Origin of the sequence: Gordonia sp. SMJS1, assembly GCF_029866425.1 — a bacterium.
In the GTDB taxonomy this organism is placed as follows: domain Bacteria; phylum Actinomycetota; class Actinomycetes; order Mycobacteriales; family Mycobacteriaceae; genus Gordonia; species Gordonia hongkongensis.
This window is the reverse complement of the sequence record NZ_CP123381.1, coordinates 2,181,761-2,199,827: the sequence shown is the minus strand read 5'-3', so window position 1 is coordinate 2,199,827 and position 18,067 is coordinate 2,181,761. Positions and strand designations below refer to the sequence as shown.

Below are 18,067 nucleotides of genomic sequence, written 5' to 3'. Positions count from 1 at the left end.
TCTGACCCGACATTTCCGATCACAGATCCCGACTTCACGGCAGCGTCCGCCGGCGTCAGAGGAGGGCGTCGACGAATGCGTCCGGTTCGAAGGGCGCGAGGTCGTCCGCGCCCTCCCCCAGTCCGACGAGCTTGACCGGCACGCCGAGTTCCTTCTGGACGTGGAACACGATGCCGCCCTTGGCGGTGCCGTCCAGCTTGGTCAGCACCACGCCGGTGATGTTGACGACCTCGGCGAACACCCGGGCCTGCATCAGGCCGTTCTGTCCGACGGTCGCGTCGAGCACCAGCAGTACCTCGTCGACCGGCGCCTTCTTCTCCACGACGCGCTTGACCTTGCCCAGCTCGTCCATCAGGCCGGTCTTGGTGTGCAGCCGGCCGGCGGTGTCGATCATGACCACGTCGACGCCGCTCTCGATGCCCCGGTCGACGGCGTCGAATGCGACGGCGGCGGGATCGGCCTGTTCCTTGCCGCGCACGATCTCGGCGCCGACCCGCTCGCCCCACGTCTGCAGCTGGTCGGCGGCGGCCGCGCGGAACGTGTCCGCCGCGCCGAGCAGGACACGACGCCCGTCGGCGACCAGGACGCGTGCCAGCTTGCCGGTCGTGGTGGTCTTGCCGGTGCCGTTGACGCCGACGACTAGGACGACGGCGGGACGGCCCGCGTGTGGCAGCGCCCGGATCGACCGGTCGAGCGTCGGGTCGAGCTGCTCGACCAGGACCCGCTTGAGCAACGCCCGGGCCTCACCCGCGGTGCGGACCGGGTTGGCCGCGAGCTCGGTGCGCAGGGTCTCGACGACGGTGGCCGTCGTGGACGCACCGAGATCGGCCATCACCAGCGTGTCCTCGATCTCCTCCCAGCTGTCCTCGTCGAGATCGCCGGCGCCCAGCAGGCCCAGCACACCCTTGCCGATCGCGCCCTGTGACCGGGACAGCCGGCCGCGCAGCCGACCGATCCGGCCCGCCGTCGGCGCGATCTCGTCCAGCGGCGGCGCGGTGGTCGCCTCCGCGACATCGTCGGGTACCCGGGTCCCGGGCTCGGTCGTTGCCGGCTCGGTCGTTGCCGGCTCGGCGGTGGCCGGTTCGGGTTCGGTGACCTCGGGTGCGGCGGTTGCGGCTGTGGCGGACGCGGGCTCGGCCACGTCCGGCTTCGCCGTCTCGGGCTCGACGGTTTCGGGGCGGGCGGTGGCAGGTTCTGCGGTCTCGGGTTCGGTGGTGTCCGGCTCGGGCAGCGACACCTCGGTGACGCCGCGCCGGATCGAATCCCGCGGCACCGCGGAGTCGTCACCGACGCCCGGCTGACCGTCGACATCGGTGCGCTCTCCGGGCGGCCGGATCACCTCGGGTGCCGGCGTCGCAGACTCCGGAGCCGGGGGTTCCGGCCTCCGTCGCGGCGGTTCCGCGAGGGCGGTGTCACCCGCGGCCTCCCCGCGACTGAAGCTGAACCCCGATCCGGCCTGGTAGCCCCCGGACCGGTCGACCTGGCGGGTCGTCCCGTCGACGATCTCCGGTTGCCGCTCGTCGGTCAGCGAGATGCGCCGGCGGCGCGACAGCACCAGCCCCAGCACGATCAGCGCGATCACGACGAGCACCGCAACGACGATGCCGATGATGATTCCGGTGTTCACTGGCTGGTGTCCTCCTGTTGACCGACGGGCATGTTCACTCCGCGCATGCGTTGCGAGATGACCGTCGTGATGCCGTCGCCGCGCATGCTGACTCCGTAAAGCGCATCCGCGACCTCCATCGTGGGCTTCTGGTGGGTGATGACGATGAGCTGCGACTTCTCCCGCAATTGGGCGAACAACGTGATCAGTCGCCGCAGGTTGGTGTCGTCGAGCGCGGCCTCGACCTCGTCCATGACGTAGAACGGCGACGGGCGGGCGCGGAAGATCGCCACCAGCATCGCGACCGCGGTCAGCGACTTCTCCCCGCCCGAGAGCAGCGAGAGCCTCTTGACCTTCTTACCGGGCGGACGCGCCTCGACCTCGATGCCCGTCGTGAGCATGTCGCCGGGTTCGGTCAGGACGAGCCGGCCCTCGCCGCCGGGGAACAAGGTCTGGAAGACCTGGCCGAACTCGCGTTCCACGTCGGCGTACGCCTCGGTGAACACCTGCAGAATCCGGGCGTCGACCTCTTCCACGACGTCGAGGAGGTCCTTGCGGGCCGCCTTGACGTCCTCGAGCTGCGACGACAGGAAGTTGTATCGCTCTTCGAGAGCGGCGAACTCCTCGAGCGCCAGCGGGTTCACCTTGCCGAGCGTGTTGAGATCCTTCTGTGCCTTCTTGGCGCGGGCCTCTTGTGTAGCCCGGTTGTAGGGCATCGGGGCCGGTGCGACGACCTGCTCGCCGCGTTCCCGGGCCTGCTCGTACTCGGCCATCTCCAGCGCCGACGGGGGCATCGGCACGTCGGGACCGTATTCGGCGATCAGATCGTCGGGCGCCATCGCGAAGGTCTCGAGGACCTGCTCTTCGAGCTGTTCGATCCGCAGCGCGACCTGGGCCCGCGCCACCTCGTCGCGGTGGACGGTGTCGCGCAGCGAATTGAGGGTGGTCGTCAGTTCGCCCGCCCGGACCCGGAGCGCGTCGAGGGTCGCGGTGCGGGCGGTCCGGATCTCCTCGAGTTCGTCGCGCCCGGCCTGCGCCGAGGCCACGGCCGCGGCGAGACGCTCACTGACCTGTGCACCGGCGCGTTCGACGGCTGCCGCCACGCCCGCGGCCTGGCGTCGGATCTCGTCCTGCCGACGAGCCCGCTCGCGTGCCTCGCGCTCGCGCTGTGCGGCCCGCCGCAGCGAGTCCGCCTTGCCCCGGACGGATGCCAGGCGTTCCTCGGCTGTCCGCAAGGTCAGGCGCGCCTCCATCTCGGCGCTGCGTGCCACGCCGACGGCGGTCGCGGCGTTCGCGCGGTCGGTGTCGTCGGCGGACATCTCGGTCCCCACCTCGGACTCATCGCGGGCGAGACGCAATCGCTCGGTGAGTTCCTGCAGGTTCTCGAGGGTTTCCTCGCGACCCTTCTCGAGCAGGTTGCGCTGTCGGGTCAGCTTGTCGGCCTCGGCACGCGAGGCTCTGATCTCCTGGCCCAGCCGGGCCATCTGCTCATAAGCGGCGCCGACGCCGGCGTCGGACTCGTGCAGCGCCGCGAGCGCCTCCTCGGCCGCCTCCCGCCGATCGTGCTGCTCGGTGAGCGCACCGGCGAGCGCCGCCTCGAGTTCTTCGACGCGCCTGCGGGTCGAGGCGAGTTCGGCGGTCGCCGCATCGATCGCCGACTGGACCTCCAGCGTGGAGGGGCGGCGTGACGAACCGCCCTCGACCGACGCCGCCGAGATGCGGTCGCCGGCGGGCGTCACCGCGCGCACCCCAAGACGGCGGGCGAGTTCGAGCCCTGCGCAGGGTCGTCGACGATGACGGTGTCGGCCAGGACGGTGTCGATCGCACCGCGGATCTCCGGCCGGGTGTCGACCACCGAGGCCGCCCACCTCGCCCCGTCGGGCAGCGCCACGTCGGTCGATCGGTCCGGGCCGGTGAGTCCGCCGCAGATCAGCGCGGCCCGTCCCCCGTCGCCCGACTTCAGGGCCGCCAGCGCCCGCACCGCGGCGATCCCGTCCACGGTGACGATGCCGTCCACGGCGGGTCCGAGCGCCCCGGCGATGGCCGTCTCGAAACCCGCTTCGACCGTGACCAGCTCCGACATCGGTCCGAGCAGGCCGTCGGGCGCGTTCTCCAGGAGCCATGCGCCGCCGTCGCCCCGCTCGAGTCCCATGGCGAGTGCGTCCACCCGGGCCGACAAGGAGGCGATGGCGTGCTCGGCGTCGCGGTGTGCGGCCTGCAGGGTGGCCACGCGCTCGTTGGACAGGTTCAGCGCGGCCACGCATCGTTCGTGGTGTTCGTCGAGCGCCTGTTCGGCGGCTTCCAGCTGTGCCAGCTCGCTTGCCGCCGAATCCTGTTGCGTGACTGCGACTTCGGCGCGTTCGGTGGCGGCCGAGATGGCCGCGGTGAGGCGTTGCGCCTCGGCGTCGACCGACTCCGAGCGCGTCCGCAGGTTGTCCACCTGCCCTTCGAGGCGCGCCAGACCCTCGCGACGGTCGGCGATGGCGCGGACAGCCGCGAGGTGAGCCGCCTCCGCGGCCTCCGCAATCGACTCGCGTTCGCCAAGCACCTCGCGGGCGCTCTCGAGCTGTTCGGCGGCGATCTCGACACCCTCGGTCAGCTCGGCTTCGAGTTCGGCGGCCTCGAGGGCCTGCTCGTCGAGCTCCTCCGGGTCGGGCCCGGACGCCTCGCTCGACGGCTCGCTGAGGTACCGGCTGCGTTCGGCGGCCACCCGGCGGGTCGCGTCGACGCGCTCGGCGAGCGCCGACAACCGGAACCAGGCGCGGTTGGCCGCGGCCGCGGCGGGCGTGATCTCGGCGAGATGCTGTTCGTGTTCGGTCACTTCCGCGTTCGCACGGTCGAGTTCGGCGGCCACCTCGTCCTGCCGACGCCGGACCTCGTCCTCGACGGCGGCGTGTTCGGCCATCTCGGCGCGGCGGGTGACGAGGTCGTCGGCGGCCAGGCGCAACCGTGCGTCGCGGAGATCGGCCTGGACGGTCTGGGCCCGGCGGGCGACCTCGGCCTGGCGTCCCAGTGGTTTGAGCTGACGACGGAGTTCGGCCGTCAGATCGTTCAGACGCGCCAGGTTGGCCTGCATCGCGTCGAGCTTGCGGACCGCTTTTTCCTTGCGCTTGCGGTGTTTGAGGACCCCGGCCGCCTCTTCGATGAACGCGCGGCGGTCCTCGGGCCGGGACTCGAGGATCGCCGACAACCGTCCCTGGCCGACGATCACGTGCATCTCGCGACCGATACCGGAGTCCGACAGCAGCTCCTGCACGTCCATGAGGCGACAGGAACTGCCGTTGATCTCGTACTCGCCGGCGCCGTCGCGGAACATCCGGCGCGTGATGGACACCTCGGAGTACTCGATCGGCAGCGCACCGTCGGCGTTGTCGATGGTGAGGGTGACCTCGGCGCGGCCCAGCGGAGGACGGCCCGAGGTGCCGGCGAAGATGACGTCCTGCATCTTCCCGCCGCGCAGTGCTTTGGCGCCCTGCTCGCCCATCACCCAGGTCAGGGCGTCGACGACGTTCGACTTACCGGAGCCGTTGGGGCCGACGACGCACGTGATACCCGGCTCGAAGCGCAGGGTCGTCGCCGAGGCGAACGACTTGAAGCCCTTCAGGGTCAGGCTTTTGAGGTGCACGACGGTACAGACTACTCACCATCGCGACGTGTTTCGGCTCTCCTCACCGTTCGACGAAGCCGTCGAGGTCCCCGCGCGGTTCATCCACACGCTCGACCACCAGGTCCACCTGTCCGGGCGTGGTTCCCGACCGGAGCGCGTCGAGCAGGGCGAGGGCCTTGTCCCGTGGCCCCTCGGCAACGACCAGCACCCGGCCGTCGGCCTGGTTCGACGCGTAGCCGACGAGCCCGAGTTCGAGAGCACGCGCTCTGGTCCACCAGCGGAAGCCCACGCCCTGCACGTGCCCGTGGACGTGCGCGGTGAGCCGGACGCGGTCGGTGCCGTCCTCGCTCATGCGGTCACTCCGTCTCGATCCGCAGATCCACCTCGGCGCCGGCCTTCACCGTGCGCCCGACCGTGCACACCGCGTCGATGGCGCGTTCGACGACGACGAGCAACCGGGCCGCGGCGTCGGGCTCGAGTTCGGACAGGTCGATCTCGAGGATCTCCTCGATGCGCGGGTACACCTCGTTCTCGCGGTCGGCGTCGCCGCTGACGCGGATCGTCGCGTCGTAGTCGTCACCGAGGCGTCGCGCCAGCGGCCGGTCCGACGACATGCCGGTGCAGGCGGCCAGCGCGATCTTGAGAAGTTCACCCGGGGTGAAGACGCCCTCGACGTCCTGCGAGCCTATCAGCACCTCCGCGCCGCGCGAGCTGCGACCGGTGTACCGGCGCGTGCCGGTTCGCTCGACCCACAGATCGGTGTGGGCCTGGTCGGCGGGAACCCCGGACGCGGGGGCAGTTGCTTCGGTGGTCATCGAAGACGGGTCCTCTCAAGATGTTGTCGGCCGGCGCCGCCGGCATCGCGACCAATAGTAAGAGCCCCGGCACGTCGATTGTTCCCGGCGCATGTCTGCCGAGGTGAGTCTGCCTGGTGGCTAGGGTCTTCCGCATGCGTCGCAGAACCGCAGTCACGAGGACCCACCGACCGACGATGCACGTGCTGGATCCGTTGAGCCGTCGGTGGTGGCGAGCGGTCGGCCGGCGGGTCGACATGTCGACGCCTGAGTTCGCATTCCTGGGCGCGCCGCACAATGGCCGGCACGAGGTCGGCGACGCCTGGCTGCGCCAGTACGAGAAGCAGGGTGCGGTCGCGCCGCCGTCGCCGACCGCCGGCCTGTTCGAAGACATGGCAGTGCTCGACGGACCGGACTTCCGGGCATCAGCGCTGCACCCCGCGGTGCGAGACTTCTACGAACGGACCGGATCGTGGCGGATGGAGGTCTGGTCGCAGTGGAACCCGCTGTTCGCACCCGGCGGGATGGCGGTCGCAGCGTTGTTCGGGCGGCGCGTCGAACAACTCGCTCTGCCGACCGAACCGCTATCTGTCAGCCGTGGCATGTCCAGCGAGATCCGGGTCGTCACCGACCACTCAGGACACAGAGTGGGCGCGGCGTGGCTGCGACGGCTCCGCCTGGACAATTCCCCTGTGTACAGCGGGTTCTATCGATCGGCTTCGCTTCCAGGACAACCGCAGCCGCACGTCGCCGTCGCGTTTCCCCTGGAACTCGGCAACATCCACGTTTTCCTTGCTCCACGCGCCGAGGCCGACGGGGCGCTCACCTTGACATCCCGCTCTCGACGATTCGGGGCGGACGGCGCCTACGTGTCGGTCCTGTTCGGCGATCAGTGGTATTCGGCGCAGCCGACACTGGCGGAGTCGTTCCGGGTATACGTCGACGAGGAAGGCGTACTCCGCACCGATCATGAGTTGAAGGTCGGACGATTCCGGGCGCTTCGCCTGCACTACCGCCTCGAACGCCAGGCCTGATACTCCCGATGCAGCACCGCCGCGGATACCGGACGGTCAGCCCGGGTTCGCCTTCGACGCCCGCTGGCATCGCGGACACGAGAACGAGCCACGGTTCATGAACTGCTCGCGGCGCATGATCGCGCCGCACCGACGACACGGCTCCCCCGCCCGTCCGTAGGCGTTCAGGGACCGCTCGAAGTAGCCGGACTGTCCGTTGACGTTCACGTAGAGCGCGTCGAACGAGGTACCGCCGACCTTCAGCGCATCCGCCATCACGTCGGTGACGGCATCGATGAGTTCGCGCAGTTTCTTGCGACTGATCGTCTCGGCGATCCGCGAGCCGTGCAGACGTGCGCGCCACAGCGCTTCGTCGGCGTAGATGTTGCCGACGCCGGAGATCACCGTCTGATCCAGCAGGACCCGTTTGATCTCGGAGTGTTTGGCGCGCATGCGATCCACCACGCGGACGGGATCGAAGGCCGGGTCGAACGGATCGGTTGCGATGTGCGCCACCGAGACCGGGATGTCGGCGGGCGACGGGTCGGTCGTGTCCGTACTCCCCGAGGGCGCATACACATCGGGTGTGTAGTCGTCGAGATGCCAACCCCCGAAGGTCCGCTGATCGACGAAGCGGAGTTCGTTCTCGTCGTCGAGGACCGCGCGGATCCGCAGGTGCGTGTGATCGGGAGTTCCGGTCCGGGCGATCAGCATCTGGCCACTCATCCCGAGGTGGACGACGAGCGCCGCACGGTCGGCGGAGTCGGCGACATCGATCCACAGGTACTTGCCGCGGCGCCGGACGCCGGTCACCCGCTTGCCGGCGAGCCGACCGATCAGATCCGGCTCACCGCCGGCGTGACGACGGACCGCGCGCGGATGAAGGACCTCGGTCGAGGCCACCACCCGACCGACGAGATGGGTCTCGAGACCGATGCGGACGGTCTCGACCTCGGGGAGTTCAGGCATCGCAGATCGCGAAAAGCCGGCTGACAGAAGGGTTCACGACGCCGACGCGCGCTCGGTCAGCACTTTCCAGGCGTGTGCGGCGGCCTGCTGCTCCGCTTCCTTCTTGGTCCGGCCGACACCCTCGCCGAGGCTCTCGCCGGCGACCAGCGCGGTCGCGGTGAACTCCTTGTTGTGGTCGGGACCGGTCGCGCTGATCTGATACTGCGGCGGACCGAACCCGCGCTCCGAACTCAACTCCTGCAGCGACGTCTTCCAGTCCAGCCCTGCGCCGAGGTTGCCGGCACGTTCGAGGCGCTCGTCGAACAGACGCAGGATGACGCGCTGCGAGGTCTCGAGTCCGTGACTGAGGAAGACCGCGCCGAACAGCGACTCCAGACCATCGGCCAGGATCGAGTCCTTGTCGCGCCCGCCGGTCATCTCCTCGCCGCGGCCGAGGAACAGGTACTTGCCCAGACCGCCCTCGTCCCCGAGACCACGCGCGACGTCGGCGAGCGCATGCATGTTGACGACGCTGGCCCGGATCTTCGCCAGCTCGCCCTCGGGTCGATCGGGATAACGCAGGTAGAGACGCTGGGTGATGACGACACCGAGCACCGAGTCCCCGAGGAACTCCAGGCGCTCGTTGGTCGGCAGACCGCCGTGTTCATACGCGTAGGAACGATGGGTCAGTGCCAGCGTCAGCAGGTCGTCGGGAATGTCGGTGTCCAGCGCGTCGAGCAGGGCCGCACGCGGACCGTCCGCACGCACGGCCTCAGTCACGATGTCGTTCCGGGTCGGGGTCGTTTGCGGCACCGTCCGTCGGCGAATCGTCCTTCCCGAGGTCGGCGAACTTGTCGGCGAGTCCGGCCCAGCGCGGGTCGATGACCTCGTGGGAGTGACCCGGTTCGGCGATGGCCAGACGCACCCCGCAGGTCTGGCACAGACCCTCGCAGTCCGACGAACAGAGGGGCGACATCGGCAGTTCGAGTGCCACGGCGTCGATGATCGACTGTTCGAGGTCGATACGGTCGTCGGCGATGCGATGGATGTCGTCGGCGTCGGTGGTCTGCTCGGTCGCGCTGTCCGGGTAGGCGAACAACTCGGTGAGGAAGACCGTCACCGTGCCGTCGATCGGCTCGAGGCAGCGCGAGCACTGACCGACGGTTTCACCGCACACCGTCCCGGTCACCAGGATTCCCTCGGACACCGCCTCCAGACGGAGGTCGAGGTCGACATCGGAATCCGCTGGGATCCCGACCATCTCGACGCCCAGCCGTTCGGGTGTCCGGACAGTACGGTGCACCTCCGACATCGTGCCCGGGCGGCGTCCCATCGAACGCACATCCAGCACGAAGGGCTCGCGCCTGGGAGTAGAACCGGGACCGTGCGACGGCTCTGATGTCACAGCATGATCAGCCACAAACGCCCACCATACGCTCGCACCCGGGAATGATCGACCGACGCCGGCGGCGTGTGGACAGCCGGGTCGACGAGCGTGTCACACCGCGAGCGGCGAACCGTGGTCGCGGTCGTAGGTGTGGCGGGCCGAGGTCTCGCGCGAGCGGGGATCGTCGCCACGGGACTCGCGCGAACGCGCACCGTCGCCACGCCCGGACTCGTCGACACCACGGGGGTACTCGACATAGTCGTGCATGCCGGCGCCGGTCCGTAGCTGGTGCCGACCCCGGTTCACCGATCGCAGCGTGCCGGTCAGGATCTCCTCGAATTGCGCGAGCTTCTCGTCCACGTAGACGTCACAGTCACCGCGCAGGCGGTCGGCCTCGGCGTGGGCGGCGTCGATGATCCGCTCGGCCTCGGACTTCGCCGCGCCGACGACCTCGGTCTCGGAGACGAGGCGCTGCTGCTCGGCGATACCGTCGGCCACCGACTTGTCGTAGGAGTTGTTGGCGGCGTCGATGGTGCGCTGCGCCTCGGCCCGCGCCCGGCCGGTGACGGCCTCGAACTCGCGCGCCGCGCTGGTCTGCAGACGGTGTGCCTCCTCGGCGGCGTCCTCCACCAGCGAGCCCGAGTGCGCGCTCGCCTCGTCGACCATACGGTCGGCCTGCGCCTTCGCCTCGGAGAGGATCCGGTCGGCCTCGGCGCGAGCGTGCGCGAGCACCGCCTCGGACTCCGAATCCGCCTTGGACACCGTCGTCTCGGCGTGCTCGCGGGCATCACCGATCAGCGTGTCACGCTGGTCGAGGACGTCCTGCGCGTCGTCGAGCTCGCCGGGGATGGAGTCCTTGATGTCGTCGAGGAGTTCCAGCACGTCGCCGCGCGGCACGACGCACCCGGCGGTCATCGGCACACTCCGCGCCTCTTCGACGATCGCGACCAGCTCGTCGAGAGCCTCAAATACCCGGTACACAGCCACCCCAATCCGGCGCTTGCCTGGTTGCAACAGTTGGTGATTCTGTGACTATTGTGCCGAATGTTGCGCTTGTGACTCGTGAAGCGCGTGGGGTGTGTCGCGCCCGACCGGTGGGTCAGGCCGAGCGCTCGCCGGACAACCGGCTCATCAGGCTCTTGTGGACATGTGCGGACAAGAATGGCGTCACGTCTCCACCCAACTTCGCCACCTCCTTCACCAGCGAGCTCGAGACGTGGGCGAATCGTGGGTCGGTCAGCAGGAAGATCGTCTCCACATCGGCGAGCTCGCGGTTCATCTGGGCCATCGGCACCTCGTAGTCGAAGTCGACGGCGGAGCGCAGCCCCTTCATGATGGTGTGGATCGACTCCTGCCGCAGGTAATCGACGAGCAGGCCCTCCCACCGGTCCACCCGCACATTCGCCAGGTCCGCACAGTCCTCTTCGATGAGTTCGATCCGCTCGTCCACACCGAACATGCCGCGCTTGTTGGGGTTGACCACCACGGTGATCACGACCTCGTCGAAACACGCCGCAGCGCGTTCCACCACGTATCGGTGACCGAGGGTGAAGGGATCGAAGGAACCGGGACACACTGCCGTCGTCATGGCCCGAACTTACCGGTCAGACCAGGCGGGCGATCTCCACCCGGGTGTCGCCATAGGACTTGTCGACGACCACCTCGTACTCGGATGGCCAGATCTCGCCGGTGGACCGCGTCGAGCGTTCGACGACGATCAGCGCGTCGTCGTCCAGGTGTGACCGCAGTAGCTCCAGGTCCGCGGTGATCCGGTCGGCCCGGAGGTCGTACGGCGGATCGGAGAAGACGAGGCCGAACCGCCGTTCCGCGGCGCCGGCGAGGTAGGCCGACACCGTGCGCGTATGTACGGTGGCGTTCGGGGCCACCCCACAGGCCCGCACGTTGGCGGATATCGTGACCGCGGCCCGGCGCCCGGAGTCGACGAACGTCGCCCCTGCAGCACCACGCGAGATCGCCTCGAGACCCAGCGCCCCCGATCCCGCGTACAGGTCGAGGACCCAGACTCCGTCCAGATCGGATCGGGCGGCCAACATGTTGAACACCGATTCGCGGACCCGGTCAGAAGTGGGCCGGGTACCCTCGCCCGGAACACGCAGTCGCCGCCCACCCAGCCGGCCGGCGATGATCCTCGTCATGAGGCCATTCTGCAATCCCGGAAGCCACCCGAACCAATCCGGACTCACGTCTTTGTGACCCGCTTCACATTGTATGTCTGAACAGGGACAAGGTAGGCGTTCCGCGGACCAATTTCCGCAGGTACATGACTTCTACGACACGCATTGTTAACGTCGTTTGCGTTATGAGCCCTTCCCAAACAAGAACGGCCCCGACAACAACCCTCACCGTCGATTACCGGGTTCCCACGGTCGACGACGGTATCCGCCTCTGGGAAATCGCTTCGGACTCTCAGGTTCTCGACGTCAACTCGAGCTACTCCTACGTGCTGTGGTGCCACGACTTCGCCACCACCTCGATCGTCGCCGAAGTCGATGGCCGCGCAGTCGGTTTCGTCACCGGCTACCGGCGGCAGAGCGACCCCTCCACCCTGATGGTCTGGCAGGTCGCCGTCGACGACGAGGTGCGCGGACACGGCATCGCGGCGACCATGCTGCACGAGCTGTTCGACCGCGTCAACCGTCAGGGCATGGTCGCCATGCACACGACGATCAGCCCGGACAACGTCCCGTCCCAACGCTTGTTCGCCTCGGTGGCCAAGGCCCGCGGACTTCGTTTCGAACGTCGAGACCTGTTCGCGGCGAACGCATTCCCCGACTCCCACGAGCCGGAAGATCTCTACATGCTCGAGCCGGAGATCCCCGAGCCCTGAGTCCTGCGCGATCCCGGTCGTCGCCATGACCACAGGGCCGACGCCTCAGATGCGGCACGCGCGCTAGGTTTCCATCCTGCCGACCCCGTAATCGGTAGTCCCGCATGACATCCCGACCAAAGGCCGACCCCAGCCCGTAGGGCTCAGCCGAACCCGGCGATCGCGATGAGGCGACCTCGAGCCGGGCACATGAACCCCACGTTGTCACACCAGAAGGAAGCACACGACATGCCACTTCTCGACACCCACATGGACGATTCAGTCTTCACCGCCCACGAATCCGAGGTGCGCAGCTACTGCCGTAACTGGCCGGCTGTGTTCACCACCGCCAAGGGCTCCTACATCACCGATCAGGACGGCCGCGAATACCTCGACTTCTTCGCGGGCGCCGGGTCCTTGAACTACGGCCACAACAACCCGGTCCTGAAGAAGGCCCTTCTCGAGTACATCGAGGCCGACGGCATCACCCACGGTCTGGACATGGCGACCGTCGCCAAGGGGAACTTCATCGAAAAGTTCACCAGTCACATCCTCGAGCCGCGCGGACTCGACTACAAAATCCAGTTCCCCGGCCCCACCGGTACGAATGCCGTCGAGTCGGCACTCAAGCTGGCGCGCAAGGTGACCGGTCGCGAGTCGATCATCAGCTTCACCAACGCCTTCCACGGCATGACGCTCGGATCGCTGTCGGTGACCGGTAACTCGATGAAGCGTGCCGGCGCTGGTATCCCGCTCGTCCACGCGACGCCCATGCCCTTCGACAACTACTTCGGCGGCGTCATGGAGGACTTCGCCTGGTTCGAGCGTGTGCTCGACGACTCCGGCAGCGGCCTGAACCGCCCGGCGGCGGTCATCGTCGAGACCGTCCAGGGTGAGGGCGGCGTGAACGTCGCTCGTGCCGAGTGGCTGCGGGCACTGTCGGATCTCTGCCGGCGACGCGACATCCTGCTGATCGTCGACGATGTCCAGATGGGCTGTGGCCGCACCGGCGAGTTCTTCTCGTTCGAGGAAGCCGGCATCAAGCCCGACATCGTCACACTGTCGAAGTCGATCAGCGGCTACGGGCTGCCGTTCGCGCTGACCCTGTTCAAGCCCGAGCTCGACGTGTGGACCCCCGGCGAGCACAACGGCACCTTCCGCGGGAACAACCCGGCCTTCGTGACCGCCGCCAAGGCGATCGAGACCTACTGGGCCGACGACGCGCTGACCCGCGACATCCATGCCAAGGGCGAGCGGATCCACGAGGTCTTCACCGACCTGTGCAACCGCTACGACGGCATCTCCACCCGGGGGCGTGGCATGGTGCGCGGACTCGCGTTCGAGGACCATACCGCCGCGGGCAAGGTCTGCGCGCAGGCCTTCGGCGCGGGACTCTTGGCCGAGACGTCGGGCCCGTCCGACGAGGTGGTCAAGCTGCTCCCGCCGCTGACCATCTCGCGCGAGGACCTCGACCGCGGCCTGTCCATCCTGTCCGATGCAGTCAAGGAGGTGCTCGGATGATCGTCCGAACCACTGAAGAAATCACCGGGACCGACCGCGACGTCGCCGACCCCAAGGGCAACTGGGTCTCCAAGCGCATCATCCTCGGCGGCGACAATGTGGGCTTCTCGTTCCACGAGACCACGATCAAGGCCGGCTCGGTCAACGAGTTCCACTACGCCAACCATGTCGAGGCCGTCTGGCTCGTCGAAGGCACCGGCACGCTCCTCGACCGAGAGACCGGCGAGACCTATCCGCTCGCGCCGGGCACGATGTACCTGCTGAACGGCCACGAGCGGCACACCGTCACCGCCGACACCGAGATGCGCATGCTGTGCGTGTTCAACCCGCCTGTCGTGGGCACCGAAGTCCACGACGAGAACGGCGTGTATCCGCTGGTGACCGTGCCGCAGCCGGCCGGCAAGCACGCGGAGACGCCCGTCACCTGACGGCTCTCGCAGACACCTCGAGTACGCACCCTGCCTATCCTGGGCAGGGTGCGTACTCGTCTCCAGCTCGGCTCCGCCCCGGCCGAACACACCCCCCTCGACGATGACGTCGCGGACCGGATCGCACTGGCCGCCGACATCCTCGCCGGACGCCGTTTCGCGGTTCTGACCGGCGCCGGCATCTCCACCGACTCCGGCATCCCCGACTACCGGAGTCCCGGCTCGCCGCCGCGGACGCCCATGACCCTCGAGATGTTCCTCTCGTCGCCGGACTTCCGACGCCACTACTGGGCACGCAACCACCTCGGCTGGCGGCACATGGACGCCGCGGTCCCCAACAGAGCCCATCTGGCGCTCACCGAACTCCAGCAGCGCGGGTGGATGTCGCGGGTGCTCACCCAGAACGTCGACATGCTGCACACCAAGGCCGGCACCCGCGGGGTCATCGAACTCCACGGATGCTACGGCCGTGTCCGCTGTGTGAACTGCGACTGGCGTATCTCCCGTCACCGGCTCGCCGGACAACTCGAAGAGATCAACACCGAGTTCGCGCGTCGGGTCAGCGGCCGCGGTGCCATCGAAGTCGCGCCGGACGCCGACGCCACCCTGTCCGACACGTCCGACTTCATGATGATCGACTGCCCGAACTGCGGCGGCATCCTGAAGCCCGACATCGTCTACTTCGGCGAGACGGTCACGAAAGACGTTGTGGACGAGGCGTATTCGGTGGTCGACGAGGCCGACGCCCTGCTTGTCGTCGGGTCGTCGCTCACCGTCATGTCCGGCCTGCGATTCGCGCGGCGCGCGCACCGCGCCGGCAAGCCGCTGATCATCGTGAACCGCGGGGTCACCCGTGCCGACGAGATCGCGACCTTGAAGATCGATCACGAGGCCGGTTTCGTGCTCCCGGCGCTGGCGACGTTCTGACCTCTGGTCAGCGGCCCACGACCACCAGATCGTCGGCGTGCACCACCGGACGCTGTAGTTCAGGTGGGAGGTCGCCGGTGGAGCGGCCGACCATCGACGCGATGTCGTCGACGCCGTAGGCCGCGACTCCCCTGGCCCGCACCGTGTCGTACTGGTCGACGAGTTCGACGACGTCGCCCTCGTAGAACCTGCCGGTGACCCCGACGATCCCCGCGGCGAGCAGTGAACGCCGCCTGCGCGACACCGCGTCCACGGCGCCGTCGTCGAGCACGATCCGACCCCGCGCGTCGGCGGCGTGACGCACCCAGAACCGACGCGCGGACAGCCGCTCGGGCCGGGCGGCGAACACCGTGCCCACCGAGGCGTCGGCCAGCGCCTGCGCCGCCGACGAGGCGGCCGCCAGCAATACGGGCACGCCGGCATCCGCCGACAAGCGGGCCGCGGCCAGCTTGGAGGCCATGCCACCCGTACCCAGCGCGCCGCCGGAGCCGGCGATCACCCCGTCGAGATCCTCGGGGCCGTTGACCTCGGGTATCAACCGGGCGCGACGGCCGTCGACGTCGACCCGGCGCGGATCACCGTCGTAGAGGCCGTCGACGTCGGAGAGCAGGATGAGCGCATCGGCACCCGACAGGTGGGCGACGAGCGCGGCCAGCCGGTCGTTGTCCCCGAAACGGATCTCGTTGGTGGCCACGGTGTCGTTCTCGTTCACCACCGCCACGGCGCCGAGTGAACGCAGACGGTCAAGTGTCCGTTGGGCATTCGCGTGGTGACTACGGTTGGAGATGTCGTCGGCGGTGAGCAGGACCTGACCCACCGTGCGGCCGTAGCGCGCGAACGACGTACCCCACGCATGCGCGAGGGCCAGCTGCCCGACGCTTGCCGCCGCCTGCTTGGTGGCGAGATCCGTGGGCCGTTTCTTGAGTCCGAGCGGGGCGATCCCGGCCCCGATGGCCCCCGAGGACACGACGATGACATCCGAGCCGGCCCGCATCCGGGCCTCGAGCGCGTCGGCCAGTGCGTCGAGGCGGTTGCGGTCGAGTCCCTCGGTGAGGTCGGTGAGTGCCGACGAGCCGATCTTCACGACCACGCTGCGCGCGTGCGCGATCCGGTCGCGTACCGACCCCTCGTGAACGCGGTCGGCGGAACCGGTGCTCACGGGAGGTCCCGCTCCCCGCCGTCCTCGTCCGGCAGCCCGCGCCGCAGGCGACGCGCCTGTTTGCGTTCGGCGGCGCCGACGCGATCGGAACGATCGAGCCGGATGTCGGTGCCGCGCCCGGTGACTGGGACGTCGTCGCCCATCGGCGTGGACGGTTCCCAGTCGAACGTGACCGCACCGATGGTGACGGGCGCACCCGGTTGTGCACCCCGCTTCACCAGTTCGTCTTCGACGCCGAGCCGGTTGAGCCGATCGGCGAGGTAGCCGACGGCCTCGTCGTTGTCGAACTGCGTCTGCGCGATCCACCGCTCCGGGCGCGAACCCCGGACGATGAAGCCGCCCTCGTTGTCCGGGTCGGTCTCGATCGTGAAGCCGGTGTCGTCGACGGCCTTGGGGCGGATGATCGCGCGCCGGGCGACCTTGGCGGGCTGGGCATCTCGGTATTCGCGCACCATCCGCGCCAGTGCGAAGGTGAGCTCGCGCAGACCTTCGTGGGCGACCGCCGAGATCCGGAACACCGGCCAACCACGTTCGGCCAGTTCGGGTTCGACGAGGTCGGCGAGCTCGGCGGCGTCGGGTACGTCCAGCTTGTTGAGGATCACCACGCGGGGGCGGGAGGCGAGGTCGCCGAGTCCGTGGTCGTCGTCGAGTGCCGGGACGTACGCGGCCAGCTCGGCTTCGAGCGCATCGATGTCGGAGATCGGGTCGCGCCCGGGTTCCAGTGTGGCGCAGTCGACGACATGCGCGAGCACCGCGCAGCGCTCGAGGTGGCGGAGGAACTCGAGGCCGAGCCCGCGGCCGGTCGAGGCGCCCGGGATCAAACCGGGGACGTCGGCGATGGTGAACACGTCGCCCGCGGTCTGCACGACCCCGAGGTTCGGGACCAGCGTGGTGAACGGGTAGTCCGCGATCTTCGGCTTGGCGGCCGAGAGCACCGACACCAGCGACGACTTGCCGGCCGACGGGAAACCGACGAGCCCGACGTCGGCGACCGACTTGAGTTCCAGGACCAGCGAACGCTGCTGCCCCTCTTCGCCCAGCAGGGCGAAGCCGGGGGCCTTGCGCGCCTTCGACGCGAGCGCCGCGTTCCCCAGCCCGCCGCGGCCCCCCTGCGCGGCCTCGAAGACCGTCCCCTCGCCGACCAGATCGGCGAGGATCGTGCCGCGCTCGTCGAGGACGACCGTGCCGTCGGGAACCTTGAGGACGAGGTCGCCGCCGGTGGCGCCGTCGCGGTTGTCTCCGGCCCCGGGCTTGCCGTTGGAGGCCTTCGCGTGCGGGTGGAAGTGGAAGTCGAGGAGCGTGTGCACCTGGGGGTCGACGACGAGCCGCACGGACCCGCCGTTGCCGCCGTTTCCGCCGTCGGGTCCGCCGAGAGGCTTGAACTTCTCGCGATGGACCGACGCGCAGCCGTGGCCGCCGTTCCCCGCGGCGACGTGGATGGTCACGCGGTCGACGAACCGAGACATCGAAATCCTTCTTCCGTCAAAAAAGAACAGGGCGGGCGGGGTACGCGATGACCCTGCCCGCCCTGTGTAAGAGCTTGTCGTGCCGGTTGCTCAGGTCAGACCGAAGCGGTTTCCGGGACGATGTTGACCGTCTTGCGGCCACGCTTGGAGCCGAACTCCACCGCGCCCGCGGCGAGCGCGAACAGGGTGTCGTCGCCACCGCGACCGACGTTGACGCCGGGATGGAACTTGGTGCCGCGCTGGCGGACCAGGATCTCACCTGCGCTCACCTGCTGGCCGCCGAAGCGCTTCACGCCGAGTCGCTGGGCGTTGGAATCGCGACCGTTGCGCGAGCTGGACGCGCCCTTCTTGTGTGCCATGTGTCAGTCCTCCTGAGGTCTTCTC

17 protein-coding genes and 1 pseudogene are annotated in these 18,067 nt (G+C 68.8%); 5 read left to right on the top strand and 13 right to left on the bottom strand.

The features are described 5' to 3' along the window. Positions 1-55: 55 nt before the first annotated feature. From ftsY to QAD21_RS09995, 4 genes and pseudogenes are all read right to left on the bottom strand, one after another. Positions 56-1,627, bottom strand: coding sequence for a signal recognition particle-docking protein FtsY (gene ftsY, locus QAD21_RS10010; RefSeq protein WP_068972343.1), 1,572 nt, complete (start codon positions 1,625-1,627; stop codon positions 56-58). Further along, positions 1,624-5,231 (bottom strand): annotated as a pseudogene (gene smc, locus QAD21_RS10005) (chromosome segregation protein SMC). Before smc ends, ftsY begins: the two are co-directional and overlap by 4 nt. A gap of 43 nt (positions 5,232-5,274) precedes the next feature. Continuing rightward, entirely contained in the window at positions 5,275-5,565 is a 291-nt protein-coding gene (locus tag QAD21_RS10000) for an acylphosphatase (protein ID WP_068972345.1), read from the bottom strand. Positions 5,566-5,569: 4 nt separating this feature from the next. Further along, a complete protein-coding gene (locus tag QAD21_RS09995; RefSeq protein ID WP_058250071.1) occupies positions 5,570-6,028 on the bottom strand; it encodes an OsmC family protein in 459 nt (152 codons plus the stop codon). Positions 6,029-6,162: 134 nt separating this feature from the next. Between QAD21_RS09995 and QAD21_RS09990 the strand changes: the two genes are divergently transcribed. Beyond that, positions 6,163-7,041 (top strand): hypothetical protein, encoded by an 879-nt coding sequence (locus QAD21_RS09990; protein ID WP_083229499.1) that lies wholly within the window; start codon positions 6,163-6,165, stop codon positions 7,039-7,041. A gap of 36 nt (positions 7,042-7,077) precedes the next feature. Here the strand turns inward: QAD21_RS09990 and mutM are convergent, their stop codons facing one another. The 6 genes from mutM to rsmD all read right to left on the bottom strand — a co-directional run bounded on the left by mutM (position 7,078) and on the right by rsmD (position 11,511). Continuing rightward, positions 7,078-7,989: a bifunctional DNA-formamidopyrimidine glycosylase/DNA-(apurinic or apyrimidinic site) lyase gene (gene mutM, locus QAD21_RS09985; protein ID WP_165630198.1), complete on the bottom strand. Its 912-nt coding sequence runs from the start codon at positions 7,987-7,989 to the stop codon at positions 7,078-7,080. Positions 7,990-8,022: 33 nt separating this feature from the next. Next, positions 8,023-8,748, bottom strand: coding sequence for a ribonuclease III (gene rnc / locus QAD21_RS09980; RefSeq protein ID WP_065628999.1), 726 nt, complete (start codon positions 8,746-8,748; stop codon positions 8,023-8,025). Beyond that, a complete protein-coding gene (locus tag QAD21_RS09975) occupies positions 8,741-9,373 on the bottom strand; it encodes a DUF177 domain-containing protein (protein WP_171011583.1) in 633 nt (210 codons plus the stop codon). The genes rnc and QAD21_RS09975 overlap by 8 nt, the downstream gene beginning before the upstream one ends. 93 nt (positions 9,374-9,466) lie before the next feature. After that, positions 9,467-10,336, bottom strand: a complete 870-nt coding sequence (locus tag QAD21_RS09970; protein ID WP_058250067.1) for a DivIVA domain-containing protein — start codon at positions 10,334-10,336, stop codon at positions 9,467-9,469. 118 nt (positions 10,337-10,454) lie between these two features. Then, entirely contained in the window at positions 10,455-10,943 is a 489-nt protein-coding gene (gene coaD / locus QAD21_RS09965; protein ID WP_068972574.1) for a pantetheine-phosphate adenylyltransferase, read from the bottom strand. A gap of 16 nt (positions 10,944-10,959) precedes the next feature. Further along, entirely contained in the window at positions 10,960-11,511 is a 552-nt protein-coding gene (gene rsmD / locus QAD21_RS09960; protein WP_068972575.1) for a 16S rRNA (guanine(966)-N(2))-methyltransferase RsmD, read from the bottom strand. A 164-nt stretch (positions 11,512-11,675) separates the two neighbouring features. Between rsmD and ectA the strand changes: the two genes are divergently transcribed. From ectA to QAD21_RS09940, 4 genes are all read left to right on the top strand, one after another. Beyond that, positions 11,676-12,203 carry a diaminobutyrate acetyltransferase gene (gene ectA, locus QAD21_RS09955; RefSeq protein ID WP_068972576.1) on the top strand — a complete coding sequence of 176 codons (528 nt, stop codon included), beginning with the start codon at positions 11,676-11,678 and terminating at the stop codon, positions 12,201-12,203. Positions 12,204-12,431: 228 nt separating this feature from the next. Next, the gene (gene ectB, locus QAD21_RS09950; RefSeq protein ID WP_068972586.1) at positions 12,432-13,703 is read left to right on the top strand and encodes a diaminobutyrate--2-oxoglutarate transaminase; all 1,272 of its coding nucleotides are present in this window, start codon (positions 12,432-12,434) and stop codon (positions 13,701-13,703) included. Then, a complete protein-coding gene (locus QAD21_RS09945; protein WP_058250063.1) occupies positions 13,700-14,131 on the top strand; it encodes an ectoine synthase in 432 nt (143 codons plus the stop codon). The genes ectB and QAD21_RS09945 overlap by 4 nt, the downstream gene beginning before the upstream one ends. Before the next feature lie 48 nt (positions 14,132-14,179). Next, entirely contained in the window at positions 14,180-15,058 is an 879-nt protein-coding gene (locus QAD21_RS09940) for a Sir2 family NAD-dependent protein deacetylase (RefSeq protein ID WP_068972577.1), read from the top strand. 7 nt (positions 15,059-15,065) lie between these two features. On the opposite strand, the gene proB is transcribed toward QAD21_RS09940, so the two are convergent. The 3 genes from proB to rpmA form a co-directional block, all read right to left on the bottom strand. After that, a complete protein-coding gene (proB, locus tag QAD21_RS09935) occupies positions 15,066-16,217 on the bottom strand; it encodes a glutamate 5-kinase (protein WP_068972578.1) in 1,152 nt (383 codons plus the stop codon). After that, on the bottom strand, positions 16,214-17,683 hold the full coding sequence (obgE, locus tag QAD21_RS09930) for a GTPase ObgE (protein ID WP_068972579.1): 1,470 nt from the start codon (positions 17,681-17,683) through the stop codon (positions 16,214-16,216). The genes proB and obgE overlap by 4 nt, the downstream gene beginning before the upstream one ends. Positions 17,684-17,778: 95 nt before the next feature. Next, positions 17,779-18,042, bottom strand: a complete 264-nt coding sequence (gene rpmA, locus QAD21_RS09925; RefSeq protein ID WP_004019626.1) for a 50S ribosomal protein L27 — start codon at positions 18,040-18,042, stop codon at positions 17,779-17,781. Positions 18,043-18,067 lie beyond the last annotated feature (25 nt).